We start from the raw sequence: 13,052 nt of genomic DNA, 5'->3' as shown, positions 1-13,052 counted from the left end.
CCTTTTTCCCATTGCTTTAAGCGGCCATCGACTTTCCCTCCAAGCCCATTCGGCTCGCCGCATCCATGCAATAGCTGTGGTCGATCTCGATCCCGATGAACTTCCGATCACATTGCAGCGCTGCCACTCCGGTCGAACCGCTACCCATGAACGGATCGAGGATGATTTTTGCAGAAGTGGTCTCGATCACGCGCTCGGCAAGCTCAACCGGAAAGGGTGCAGGATGGCTGTTGTTGCGCTCGTGCTTCACCTTCCACACGTCCTTCATTCCCGATGCCGCCTTGGAGCGCAGACGGAATCCCGGCTTGGCGAAGATCACGATCCACTCATGGCAAGGAAGGTAGAAAGACTGGTTGAAGTTGAATCCGCTTCCCCGGTCCCAGATGACAATCTGCCGCACGGGCAAACCCGGATTGAGATCAAGAGGCGTTTGGAGCACGCCGTTCTGAACGCGCGGCTTATGATTGTAGTAGATCGCACCATCGTCGGCCAGCAAACGCCAGCACTCACGCAGCACGTCCTTCTGCCACTCGATATACCCAGCGGGATCGCGGGCATCATCATAGCTGGCATATCCGTTGCTCAAGTCCATGCCCTTCCACTTTCCGCTGCTTGCGACACCGCGAACCTTCCCGTCGCTCGACCGACCAAGGTTGTAGGGAGGTGAAGTAAAGACCAGATCGACCGAGCCGGTCGGCATCCGCCGCATAGTGTCGAGGCAGTCGCCGTTATAGATGGTGACCTCGTTCGAAGATGCCGTGGGCAACAGCGCATGGGCGTTATCGTTGGCCGATTTGGCAATAGTTTCGACCGGGGGGACGATTGGCGTCACGTCGGGCGTGGCCTGATCGGCCGTCGCAGCGACACGTTCCTGCGCGGTGAGGAAGTAATCATCGGTCATTTCGACGCCGATGGAACGCCGACCGGAACGCAACGCCGCAACGCAGGTGCTTCCGCTGCCCATGAAGCTGTCGAACACCACGTCGCCTTCATTGGAGTAGGTGCGGATCAGATACTCCAGCAAGGCGAGCGGCTTCTGGAAGACGTGGTGATGGCTCTCATCCTTGGGGCAATAAAGCGTGCTGCGAGGATTGCTGGTCGTGCCCTCATATTCCAAACCGGGATTGTGCTTCACGCCATGCAGATACTTGGTCTGCTTTGCGGCGCTGACCTTCTTCATACCCGCCGAGGTCTGTCCAAGTGGATTGTAGGTGTAGCGGCGAGCCGACCGGCTCCTCTGAATCGTAGTCCCGAGACTGAAGACGAGAATATCCTCGTGCTGCTTCAACGGACGATCCTTCGCAGACATATTACCAGTGGCGCGATTCTTGATCCAGATGAGGTTCTGCTTGAACAGGTCGAATGCGCCACAAACCAGCTTGGATGAGAAAGGCTGGGAGCCGAAAAGGATGATCGTGCCGGTCGGCTTGATGATGCGGCGATACTCCGCCCACATTGCCTCCAGATCGATAGTAGGGTCGATTGCGAGGCCGGTGGTCGCATAGGGCGGATCGGCAAGGATGAGATCGACCGAACCATCCGACATGGACTTCATGATTTCGAAGCAATCCCCCCGGTGCAGCACGGGCGTGAACTTCTCGACAGGAGCCGGGGCATCGGCCACACGCTGGCGCACGTCGGTGATCGCGTCGGGCGGCATTGCCCCGCGAGCACGCGCGCGGCGAGTGCTACCGGTAGTGGCTTCGAGGACAATCGCATCGTCGGGCCGGCGCTTGGAACGAGGCGAACGGAGCCGCCAGCGGACAGGAGCATCGGCAGCCTCAATAAGGTCGGGAAGCTCGACCTCCAGCTTGGCAAGACGCTTGTAGACCGTGCCGTAAGCAACCTGCCGTCCCTCGGAGGCCATCTCGGCGCGGATGGCATGCGCGCTCCGCCATTCGGTGCAGAGGGCGTCGAGGAACAGATCATCAGGGATAGCAATGCGAGTGGTCGTGGTGCTGCCACGAGGCGGCGTGCTGGGATACTCCACAACCTCGACGCTGATCTCGTCCGCGTCATTCGCCGCCTCGGGAAGATTGGCGGCGGGCTGATTGACCAGCGCCCGCAGCCCGTCGAAAAGGCGCTGATACTGGCTTTCAGCCGAAGTGGCGCGGTCATTGGCGGCATCAAGCTGCGCAGTGATGGCCGCGCCAAGTTGGGTGAGGATATCGTGGATCGGTTGGGTCATGCGTCACCTCGTCGTTTGGGGCGACCGACCAGATATCGCTCCTCGCAGTGATTCGTCTCCAGCCCTCACGTTTAGATGTGGTCGTTAACTTCACATTTAGTGGGCGAGTTCAAACCCTTCCGATGCAGGAAGAGCGCGAACGCGGCAGAATCATCGGGTTGAGACAAAGGCGGCTTGCCACCGCCGAATGGGCGGCGAGCTTCGTTCCGCTGCTTGCGGAAGCGCGTCGAGAACTCCCGATTTATGCGGACACCGGAGAACCGTCTCAAGACGCATACGCGCGGTGGCTCACTGAAAACGGTATTCTCACGCGACGACAGAAAAAGATATGGCGTTCGGAATCAGTGCGTCGCCTGTTCGACATCCACATCGGTCTCATTGATGAGGCAGAACGCGAGTTCGAAATCGCAATGGCGATCGTGAGGTTCAAAATGGGCTATGCTGATCCTGCTGCGCGGAAGGCCCTTGCGACCGAAGAAGAAACAGCGACGAATGAGCGGGCATCCGCCATTCGCGATGCACTGCGACTTGCCGCTGATTTGCGTGGGCAGACCTATGAGGATCGACCGGTCCCAGAAAGGCTCCAACTGAAATCGGTCGTGCGAACGGGCCGCCGACAGCGGCGAACGGCACGGCAAACGGCTGACGCCGAGATCGCCGAGGAGCAGCTTTCGCTCTTCTGATGCGCCGCAAACGCGATAAATATGTCCATGGAAAAGCAGGCGAAGAACTGGCGGCACTACGTGGCGCGCGATACAGGTGAATGCACCGTGGTGAGGCCCGAGGGAGACCGGGAGCGCATCAGCTATCAACTCGGCATCATCGAGACCGGCAGCAGCCGCGTTTTCGCGGGCTATTTCATCACCGTCACCATGAGTGAGGATGAGGAAATCACAGGCGAAGATTCAGGATCACTTGTCGCTGCCCTGTGGCGGCTTGCCCGCAATGTATCGGCCCGTGGTCTGCGCTTGCGGTGTGCCGGTATGAGCGGTCAGTGGCGTGAGAGTGGTCTCTCGCAGAACACGGGGTGGGGCTATTTCGGACGCCATCAGCAGCCCATGCACATGATGGACCTTACGCCGGAAGGTGGCGGTCCTGATACAATCGACGAGATGATCCGCGAGGCGGTTGGGGCCATGAAAATCGGCCTCACCGAGAAAGCGGCCGTTCGCCATTCCTAATGCCACAGGTGCTCACGCAGGCCGCAATCAGTCAATCCCCAGCTTGTGAAAGAAGACTTTGTTGCGCATCTCGGCGTCGCGTAGGAGTTTATCCCAGCTAATAACCTCCATGTAGAGGTGAATATTTTTTCTCCAGTCGAACCAACCCATACCGTCAGCCATAGGTGTGAAGTTCTGCTCAAACTCCAGCCACTCATTAACCTTTGGCGTGAGGTCACAGACGATATAGCCGTAGAAGGGGGTAGTAGCGCTGACGCGGATTTCTCGCCCTTTGCTGTTCCTCACCTTACCGTTTCGGATCAGATTTACATAGCGAACTATTTGATTGACCGGGTCTTCCTTGGAGGACGGGTTTACGAAGTCGTCCCGCTGCGGTTTTTTGAACTCGAAAATCGTGACTGGATTACTGGGCTCGTTCTCGGCGCGAAATACGACGGGGCGGTTGAAGACCGTCACGTCCGTGCGATCTAAACTTGATGCCTCCGTCGGCTTATCGGAGATCACGTAAGAGGCGAAGTTGAGCCGCTCGTCCAGCATCCAGAGATTGTGGTCGTTATAATCGAGACCATCGGAGTCCGCTCGTCTGGGGAAAATAATGTCGTGGACTTCTCCCTCCGATCGATACTTTCCATCTGGGCCAAGCTCCAGCGCTTTGCCAAATAAATCTAGCACACAACGTCTCATAGAGACGTAATGGATTAGATCGCTTTTGCTAGTTTCAGAAATACTAGCAATCACACTATTGATCTGATCGCCTAAATCGTCCCCCTCATCCGCATTAAGTATTGCAGAAACACGCGTTCTTGTCGAAACTTCACGTTCATATTTCTTCTTCTGAAGGAATATTTCGATCTCCTGATGAGAGGGGGACATCGGCAGACCGCTAAAATCGACCTCTTTGCTCAAAATGCGATGCCATGGGGCTTGCGTTTCCACATACTTGGCAATCCGCGCGTCTTTTCGCAGACGCCGCTCGGAAATCTCCGCTCCAACGGCCGACTGCGCTATCTCGGCGGCGCGCTGCTCGATCTGCGTCTGTGAGATGCCGTTCAGCAGGTCCGAGTCAGATTGGAAACGAAACTCACCACGCTCCAATGACACGTTTTCGTTGAGATAATCGCCAAAGACATACGCCTTGATGACGAAGTTGCGCCCCTTCGCGTCGCCCTGATCTGGCGAAGGCTCAAAAAACTCCTCCGCAAACTCGGGTATGTATGTTTGCAGAGGGTTTTCGGTGACTTCACGGCGGTGCGCCACCAGCGCCACTTTGCTTTTGCTCGCCCTAGGGGCGAAGAACTTGAAGACCCTCACATGGAAGGTGCGATCGCCATCCGTCGATGGGAAACTGAAGGTCGGATTTTCGACTGCAAGCTCAATGATTTGTGTATTATCGCGAGCAAGGTAATCGTTGAGCGCGATGGGTGTCGTCGAGCGATGGTCCCGGATGACGATGCGAGGACAAACACGCTCCTTGTCTACGAAATAGGGCAACAGGCGTTCGACCACGACCCTGCTGATAACGTCCAAGCCCTTATCCGGGAACTTGACGGATTTTATGCCCGAAATCTCAACCTCTGATCCCGTGTCAGTAGCATCGGAAGCAGCGACCTTTTCATCGACGACGATTTCGTTGCCGAGCCCCATCCGAAAGGAGCGGTCGAAGAACGAACCGTCTTCAGCAAAAGTGCTCTTGACCTTGACGCGCTCGAAATACTTCAAGCAGGTGAACCGCCCAAAACCCTTACCTCCGTCAGCGGCTTTCAGATCGGTGTAGAGCGTATCAAACGCATCTCGATTGCGCTTGGTGAAGCCAACACCATTATCCTTCACCACAAACCCATCGACCTCTTCGAGCCGGTCGGTGAGGTCTGGCTGGCCGTTGCGAAGCACGTCGATTTCGACCAAGCCGTCCCCGGCTCCCCTCTGCTCGACCGCTTGGATGCCATTTACCACCAGTTCGACTAGTGGCGTGTAGCTGTTCGTTCCCGACCGAATGTTTTCGACGAGTCGTTTGATATTGACGTTGCTCACGCAAGGTCACCAAGGGGCGGCAGCGACCGGACGATCTTCATTGTCTCCAAGCTGACGGTGATTACCCGCTGGAAAAGGAGCAACGGATAGGCCGGATCGCCTACAGTCTCGATGGCGTAGCGGTTGGCGTCGTTGACAATGCCGCTGGCCTTGTCGGTCTTCACGCACTGGCGTTCCATCACCCATTCCAGTGCAGGCTTGCCGTTCACCACATACGCATAGGCGTCGAGCGGTATGCCAGTCATGGTAATGTTGGCGTTGTAGATCACCGTGGTCTTGTCGAGCTTGGGGCGCTTGCCCGCGAACCGCATCTGCTCGACCCGGTAGAAGCTCTCGGGATCGTCGATGTTCGCGAGGCGCAGATCGCCCTGCGCAATCGAGATCGGATAGGGCTCAACGCTCTCATAGCCGACGTGAAGCTCACCCAGCTTCCGCCCTGCTGCAACGAAAGCACGGAAGCTCTCGATGCCCTTCACGGCAGGAATGCGCGGCAACTCCTTCGAAAGGTTGTCGGCGTAGCGCTCTCGGTAATCCGGCGAGTGGAGCAGCCCGTAGGTGTAGTAAAACAGGTCGTCTTTGGTGATTGGCTCTTGAGGATAGGCAGACTGGAAATACGCTAACCCCGCATTGGTGATGGCGTCTTGACGTTCACATGAGTCGGCACTGTGATCGACATCAATAAGTTCAGGTTGAACCGATCGAGCTTTGTTCGTCTGCAGTTTAAAGAGGTAACGAGGAAAACACTGACCTTTGGACATGACATCGAGACAGGGGACAGCATCGATCATAAGCACGGAGAAGTTAGGCGCACTTGGGCCTGTCATATAGATTGCCATATTACTTTCGGAATGATCCGGAAATATGCTAGGCGTTAAATATCTGTTCTCATTGAAAAACCCATCATAGTAGAGCATCTGCGCAGAGAATGGGCGATATATACTTCTAGTAATCGCACCTTCTTTATAATAGTCTTGCTTACCTTTAGCAAAGCGCTCGCGAAGAACCCATGACCAGCTTATTTTTGATTCATCGTTGATGTCAGATCTATTGGGGTTAGATAAAGATTCATTATAAAAGTCTATCATCTTACGCATGTTTTGGGATAATAGCGCAGATGACGCATTATAGGCCCATGCATCGCGATTGGTTTTGACACCGGCGCTGTAGTTCTCAAAGATTGTGAAAGAAGCGCCGCCACGCTTTGCGCCGACGGGAGGGAAGGCTTCAAAGCTGCTGTCTCTTTGACCGAGCCAATCTCCATGTTGATCCGGCTCAATATGTTGCCATTCACCGGCATCTGAAATGCCCGCAATGCTGCCGAAGTGGGCGACTTTGTTCAGCTTTTCTTCGCGCGATAGATAATCGCCTATGTCATGAAAATGAATGTTGCCCAAGCTCTGCGCGGTAGGATTTTTAACCAACAAAGTGATTGCCACGGGAGTGCGACTACCCGATCCAAAGACTTTCCCGCCCTCGCGTCGGGACTTTTCGCCCGATGTTCGTTGATTGCCCCGGAGATGGAATACGAAGATATTAGCGAACTCATCCACCAAGCACTTGCGCAGCCCATCAGCCGCCTTCCCTTCGAGCCAGCCTGCGTTTGACACGAAGCCAACTACTCCAGCGTCGCCCACCCGGTCGCTAGCCCAGCGGATCGCCCTAATGTAGCTATCATAGAGACTACGGGGATTCCCTGTCGATCGCGCGACGTAAGTGCTCTGAATACGCTTATCCAGCACGGGATAGGTTAGGTTTGCAGCATCTCGGTTGTCGCTGTCCTGCCCGACAGAGTAAGGTGGGTTTCCTATAATAACGCGTATATCAAGCGCTTTTTGGCGAGCACGACGGTTGCTGTTATCCGGCATAAGATCGCTGATAAGGTCACGTTCCTGCTCGTATAGCTGGAAGGTGTCGGTGAGGCAGATGCCTTCAAATGGCTGGTAATCGCCGCCCGATAGCGAGTGGTAAACCGCCTCAATGTTGATGGCGGCGATGTAGTAGGCGAGCAGCACGATCTCGTTGGCGTGGATTTCGTGCTGGTATTTGTGCGCGAGTTCCTCGGGCTCGATCAGTCCTGACTGGAGCAGGCGGGTTATGAAGGTGCCGGTGCCGGTGAACGGATCGAGAATGTGGACGCCCTTGCTGCCCAGCGTCTGCCCGAACTCGGCCTTGAGCACCTCGTTCACCGAGTGGATGATGAAATCGACCACCTCGACCGGCGTATAGACGATGCCGAGCCGCTCGGTCATGCGGGGGAAGGCGTTGCGGAAGAACTTGTCGTAGAGTTCGACGACGATTTTTTGCTTGCCCGCCGCATTGTCGATCCCGGCAGCGCGCACTCGCACGCTGGCGTAGAAGCGCTCAAGTGACTCGGCTTCCTTGCCGAGATTCTGCTCGTCAAGCGCGGTGAGAACCTCTTCCATCGCGACCGAGACGGGGTTGTTCTTGGTGAAGCTGTAGCCCTCGAACAGCGCCTCGAAGACCGGGCGAGTGATCAGGTGCTGGGCCAGCATCTCAATCGCGTCATTCTCGCTGATGCTCTCGTTCAGGTCGTCCCTGATCTCGGTAAGAAAGCGTTCGAACGCCGCGCGCTCGGTCGATCCCGGCTGTTGCACTATCGCCGTGATGCGGGTGATATGGGTCTGGGCAATCTTGGCGATATCACCTGCCCAGTCTTCCCAATAGTCGCGCCTTCCGCACTTCTTGACGATCTTGGCGCGGATCGCGGTGGTGAACTCGTCGAGCGAGAAGGCAAGCTGGTCCTCACCGCCTGTGGGCTCGCTGCTGCCATCGCGGTCGCCACTGTCGGTCGATCCGCCACCTTGACCGATGCCGATGCCGCCAGCCTTTTTCTTGGCCTTGGTGGGCAGCTTGTCGGAAACCGCGATCACCTCGATCTGGCCGCTGACATCGACACCCAAATCCATCTTGTTGATGGTGGCGTCGAAGCGTTCGTCATGAGCACGCAGGGCGTTCAGAATCTGCCAGACGACCTTGTATTTCTCGTTGTTGTTGAGCGCCTCCTCGGGCGCGACCCCTGCGGGGATGCCGACCGGCAGAATGACGTAGCCCATCTTCTTACCGGGAGCGCGGCGCATGACGCGACCGACCGACTGGACCACATCGATCTGCGACTTGCGAGGATGCAGGAACATGATCGCGTCGAGAGCGGGCACGTCCACGCCTTCCGACAGGCAGCGCGCGTTCGACAGGATGCGGCAGCTATGATCCTCGTGCTCGGCCTTCAGCCATTCGAGTTCACGGGTGCGCGTTTTCGCATTGAAGGTGCCATCGACGTGGTGGACCTCGCAGCCGAGGGGCGGCTCCTCATCACCGCTGGCGGCTGACGCGAGATATTCCTCCACGACAGCGGAGAACTCGTCACGCACCAGCTTGGAGGAAGCAATGTCCTTACAGAAGGCGAGCGCGCGGCGCATATGCCCGGTGTCGGTCGCCACGTCGGCGGCGAGATCGGCCTTGGTGAGAGCCTTGTAGCATCCGACGATCTTGGTCGCGTCGTCGAGCTTGAGGGCGTTGTCCTCGTCCTTGAGGCGGTTTTGGATCGAGGTGCTGACCATCGCCTCATCGACGGCGAGAACGATCACCTTGTAGTCGGTGAGAAGGTCATTCTGGACCGCCCATCCGAAGCCGCGCTGGAACAGTGTCTCGCCGTAGAGCGCGGGGTCGTCCATGGAGCATAGCTCGGCGGAAACCTCCTTCGCCTTCGACCGCACGGCGTCACCGAAGATGCGCGGCGTCGCGGTCATGTAGAGGCGCTTCTTGCCCGCGATGAAATCCTGATTGTGGATGCGGACGAAGTTGCTCTCGTCCTCACCTTCCAGCGTCGCGCCGGTCGTGCGGTGCGCCTCGTCGCAGATGATGAGATCGAACTCCGGGAAGCCGTGCTGCTTCTGGGCGTTCGAAATCACCTGAATCGACTGGTAGGTGCTGAAGACCACCGTCATCTCGTCCGGGGCGGGTGCCTTCGCCTTGTTGGCGAGCTTCGCCGGATCGGTGGTGGCGGGATGCGCGAGATCGTGAACGTCGATGTCGCCGATATCGTCGTTGCCCTTGTTGCGCTTGCCCACCTGTGCGTCGGAGCAGACCGCGAAGGCCCGGAGCGGCGTGGTGGTATCGAGCGACCACTCCCGCACCGTCTGGCTCATGAGGGCGAGAGATGGCACGAGGAACAGCACAAACTTGCCGGGACCGGCGAGGTCTTCTGCGATCTTCAGCCCGGTGAACGTCTTGCCGGTGCCGCAGGCCATGATGAGCTTACCGCGATCAGCTTCCGCTAACCCCTCGCGGACAGCCTCCAGCGCCTCGCGCTGATGCTGTCGCACCTCCTTCTTGGGCGCGAGCACGATCTGGTCGTCGGCCAGATAGGTGCGCCAGTCAATCGGGCTCTGTTCAAGCCGTTCCATGCTGATGCGGGTGGTCGAGATATTCTGGCCGTCGAGGGCGTCTTCGGCGTTCTTGCTCCACGCCACCTCGGTCGTGTCGATGATCAGGCGGCGGGTGAAGGGGGCTTTGCCCGACGCGGTGAAGAACGAATCGATATCCGATTTCTGGATATGGTGGTCGGCGCGATAGAACTTGCACTGGACCGCGCAGAAGCCCCCATCATCGCGCAGCTTCGCTACAAGGTCGATACCTGTGTCGGTCTGCTTCCACCCAGCGGTTTCAGCCCACTCGCGGAAGGTCCAAGCATCCTCATATTGCTGCGCCATCTCGGGATCATGCTTGAGGAACTCGACGCATAAGCGCTCGAAATACGTGCCTTTTTCGCGCTCGGACTTGGCACCCGAGCGATAGCGTTCCAGCAGATCACGAATAGCAGAAGACACAGAAAACCCCGCCCCAACAACACTATGACAGGTGATAGCGAATGACCAGCGCGCTGTCAGCGACGATGAGAGTGGCTGCTCCGGTTATCCCCGCTAGGGGCAATGATAGGACCGAGTTAGAACTCCGGTGAGCCGAGCCACTTCAAAACCCGAACCCTCTCCTCCGCCTCTGCCGCCATCTGCGCCAACCTTTGTTCTGCCAGCGCCCATCTGAATGAACGGGTAGCTGGATCAGCAGCACGCGCAGGGTCGTGGGGGCTCATCAGCTTGAATAGTGAGAGGTTGCCCTCGTCGTCAAAATAGTCGTCCATTCAATATTTAGGCGGGGCCAGACGGGTTCTCGGGACGGCACCGGCACGGCAGACGCGAAATCATTCGCTGTCGGACAGGCCCTCGCGTGCTTCCTTTTCTCGGCGATCAAGAGCCTCTTCGAGGAGGAGGCGAATGAAATCACCTTGCCTCATCGTGCCGCGCAAAGCGTCGATGCGCGCTTTCGTGCCTTCGCGGGCACGCAGATGGATCGCTTCGTCGAATATCTTGGGCTTGGTCACATAAGCACGAATAGCGGTATCGCTTTCTTTCATCCAGCCCTCACGAACCGATCTCGTTTGACGTTTAACCGATACCGGTTATCTTAACCGATACCGCTTAACAAGCAAGGCTCGACGACGCCGACAGGCGTGGTCGGGTCATGGCGTCGAGCCACCGGTAAAAGGGGGAAATGATGGACGAGAAAACGAGGCGCTTTATCGAGCAAGCCGAATGGCATCGTATGCGCGCCAATGAAGACAGGGTCAGGTTCAAAGCAGGTCAGGAAGCTGACGCTCAACGCGCACACGACAAACGAGTGGCCTATGTTCTGAAATACGGACGAGACGGAGCGGTGGCACGCACGATTAAGAAGTGGGCCGTTGGATTCTTCGCCGTGGCGGTGCTCTCATTCCAAGATATGTTGAAAGATGAAGGCGCGGGTCAGGCGTTCTTCATGGCAATCTTTCTACCGCTGCTCGGGTTTGGCATAGGCTGCTATCGGGCTTCCCGACTTCCTCGAGTGTAAGTTGGCGGGCGTTGATAGGATCGACATCCAACGTCGGCGAGCCGAGCATCGCAGATGAAGGCGCTCCTGCCCAACCACCGGGCATCTTGTCTGACCCCTATGCGCCAGCGCCCGCCAGCCCGACGATAAGCCGGGTCAACCGCGCGCGCTGGACGCTGTGGCTCATCAGCTTAACGATCTAAAGGTTGCCCTCGCCGTCAAAGCAGCCATCCGTGCGGTATCTAGACGGGCGGGGGCAAGACGTTCAGCGCTTGCATCTGCTGCTGCATCCGCTTTTGCATCCGCTTCTGCCTCTTCCGTGCGGCATCGCGCCTCCGTTTGTCTGACTTGACCGTCGCCTCCTCGGCGGGAGTGCGCACCACCGGTCGGCGGCCGACTTTCCCTTTCGGCGGGATCGCAATCGCCAGAGGCACACGCTCGACCGATACCATGATATGCCTTTGGGCGTCGAAGTAGTCTTTGAGATAGGAGGCTTGTTCTCGATCGAAGACCCAGAGCGACACAGGGGCGCTGCTGTCAGCATCACGGACGCTGGTCCGCGTCGCGAACTGAAGGACGGTCTCAAACTCAACGCTTCGCGTCCAGAGACGAGGATCAATGCCCAGCAACTTCAGCAGAGATAGGAGATTGGTGCAGGGTTTGGCAGCGTAGATTATTGCGGCGTGATCCAGTTTGCGAAACCGGTTGGTTCCCGCTTGCTTGGGTTTGACGAATGAGGCAGCATCGAGCGCCAGCAGTTCTTTTGGTGAGGGCTTGTTCTGCTCGGCGGTCTCATTCGCCGTCCAAATCGCCTCTGGCGGCAGAGCGTTGGCAAGGTGACGCCCCACTTCACGCAACACATTTTGACCGCTCTCACCGGCAAACCAGTTTTTTGCTGATGGACGGTCGCTGAAATAGTGAATGGTGACCGAGCGATTAGCGGGAACATCGCCTTCGGCCCGTGGGGGTGGCAACGGTTCCCATTCGACGGTTTCTTTGTCGATGGAAGCAGTGATGCGGCTTCCAATGTCGTCAGAGAAACGGTTTCCCAGCAACTCTACGCGATCAAAGGCTGCAAGTGCGCGCATCGAAAATACGCTGGCCCAACACCATTTCACCTTCCTGCCATTCATGCTCGACCATTTGGGAAGGTTGCACATCACCTTCCGGGTGCCGGTAGGGCGATCTGCTTCCAGCACCCGAGCGTGGAAGATTTCGAGGTGGGCGTGAGACTGATCATTCCGAACGTCGGCAACGGTAAGAGCCCGACCAGAACGGGTGGGCTCGACCGTGCTCCAGTCGTTGTTTATTGGGTGCAGAATATAATGTTGTTGGAAAAAGGCTGCGTCCAGCGCGGTGCTTTTTTCTTGAAAGTCGAGGAAGCGGGGCACCTCGTCGATCACAATCCGCCAGCCCCCGAAGCGGCTGAAATCGCTCCGAAGAAGGGCCTCGTGGGTGGCAAGAACTACCACATGCTCGCTGTCTCTGTGTTCGTCGGGCAGTTCGGAGATGCGCTTTATCACACCGCGACCGCCGTGATTGCCGCTATGGACTTGGCGGATCGTTAGGGCCGCGTTCGCCTCTCGCGAAGCCGCGCGAAACCGTTCTTCTAACTCGGAGAAAGCATTGGTGCGCTCGGTGATGAAAAGCGTCTTGCAAGGCGAAGCCACGATGCGCCGGATGGCGTCGCGAGTTTTTCCAGCGCCAGCGGGGGACTCGTCAAATAATACCTTCATATTAAACTCACTTTATCTATGAGCTTAATATAC

General features: G+C 57.4%; 9 protein-coding genes. 3 read left to right on the top strand and 6 right to left on the bottom strand.

Annotated features, from left to right (window positions below):
* Positions 1–16: 16 nt before the first annotated feature.
* Positions 17–2,188 carry a DNA-methyltransferase gene (locus LL253_RS19425; protein ID WP_228228175.1) on the bottom strand — a complete coding sequence of 724 codons (2,172 nt, stop codon included), beginning with the start codon at positions 2,186–2,188 and terminating at the stop codon, positions 17–19.
* A 122-nt stretch (positions 2,189–2,310) separates the two neighbouring features.
* On the opposite strand from LL253_RS19425, the gene LL253_RS19420 reads away from it, so the two are divergent.
* Both LL253_RS19420 and LL253_RS19415 read left to right on the top strand, forming a co-directional pair.
* Positions 2,311–2,871 (top strand): hypothetical protein, encoded by a 561-nt coding sequence (locus LL253_RS19420; protein WP_228228174.1) that lies wholly within the window; start codon positions 2,311–2,313, stop codon positions 2,869–2,871.
* A 21-nt stretch (positions 2,872–2,892) separates the two neighbouring features.
* Entirely contained in the window at positions 2,893–3,369 is a 477-nt protein-coding gene (locus LL253_RS19415) for a hypothetical protein (RefSeq protein WP_228228173.1), read from the top strand.
* A 27-nt stretch (positions 3,370–3,396) separates the two neighbouring features.
* On the opposite strand, the gene LL253_RS19410 is transcribed toward LL253_RS19415, so the two are convergent.
* From LL253_RS19410 to LL253_RS19395, 4 genes are all read right to left on the bottom strand, one after another.
* Positions 3,397–5,400, bottom strand: a complete 2,004-nt coding sequence (locus tag LL253_RS19410; RefSeq protein WP_228228172.1) for an ATP-binding protein — start codon at positions 5,398–5,400, stop codon at positions 3,397–3,399.
* Positions 5,397–10,247, bottom strand: coding sequence for a DEAD/DEAH box helicase (locus LL253_RS19405; protein WP_228228171.1), 4,851 nt, complete (start codon positions 10,245–10,247; stop codon positions 5,397–5,399). The genes LL253_RS19410 and LL253_RS19405 overlap by 4 nt, the downstream gene beginning before the upstream one ends.
* Positions 10,248–10,363: 116 nt before the next feature.
* Positions 10,364–10,558: a hypothetical protein gene (locus tag LL253_RS19400; protein ID WP_228228170.1), complete on the bottom strand. Its 195-nt coding sequence runs from the start codon at positions 10,556–10,558 to the stop codon at positions 10,364–10,366.
* Between the two features lie 60 nt (positions 10,559–10,618).
* Positions 10,619–10,831, bottom strand: a complete 213-nt coding sequence (locus LL253_RS19395) for a hypothetical protein (RefSeq protein WP_228228169.1) — start codon at positions 10,829–10,831, stop codon at positions 10,619–10,621.
* 140 nt (positions 10,832–10,971) lie between these two features.
* Between LL253_RS19395 and LL253_RS19390 the strand changes: the two genes are divergently transcribed.
* Positions 10,972–11,304 (top strand): hypothetical protein, encoded by a 333-nt coding sequence (locus LL253_RS19390; RefSeq protein ID WP_228228168.1) that lies wholly within the window; start codon positions 10,972–10,974, stop codon positions 11,302–11,304.
* 221 nt (positions 11,305–11,525) lie between these two features.
* On the opposite strand, the gene LL253_RS19385 is transcribed toward LL253_RS19390, so the two are convergent.
* Positions 11,526–13,019, bottom strand: a complete 1,494-nt coding sequence (locus LL253_RS19385; protein WP_228228167.1) for a hypothetical protein — start codon at positions 13,017–13,019, stop codon at positions 11,526–11,528.
* Positions 13,020–13,052: the final 33 nt, after the last annotated feature.

This window comes from Sphingobium soli (assembly GCF_020782245.1).
GTDB classification, from domain to species: Bacteria; Pseudomonadota; Alphaproteobacteria; order Sphingomonadales; family Sphingomonadaceae; genus Sphingobium; species Sphingobium soli.
This window is presented reverse-complemented; position numbering and strand designations above follow the sequence as displayed.

Excerpts from the sequence above, each read along its gene's own strand:
- LL253_RS19425 (WP_228228175.1), bottom strand. The coding sequence starts at position 2,188 with ATGACCCAACCGATCCACGATATCCTCACCCAACTTGGCGCGGCCATC.
- LL253_RS19420 (WP_228228174.1), top strand. The coding sequence starts at position 2,311 with ATGCAGGAAGAGCGCGAACGCGGCAGAATCATCGGGTTGAGACAAAGG.
- LL253_RS19415 (WP_228228173.1), top strand. The coding sequence starts at position 2,893 with ATGTCCATGGAAAAGCAGGCGAAGAACTGGCGGCACTACGTGGCGCGC.
- LL253_RS19400 (WP_228228170.1), bottom strand. The coding sequence starts at position 10,558 with ATGGACGACTATTTTGACGACGAGGGCAACCTCTCACTATTCAAGCTG.
- LL253_RS19395 (WP_228228169.1), bottom strand. The coding sequence starts at position 10,831 with ATGAAAGAAAGCGATACCGCTATTCGTGCTTATGTGACCAAGCCCAAG.
- LL253_RS19390 (WP_228228168.1), top strand. The coding sequence starts at position 10,972 with ATGGACGAGAAAACGAGGCGCTTTATCGAGCAAGCCGAATGGCATCGT.
- LL253_RS19385 (WP_228228167.1), bottom strand. The coding sequence starts at position 13,019 with ATGAAGGTATTATTTGACGAGTCCCCCGCTGGCGCTGGAAAAACTCGC.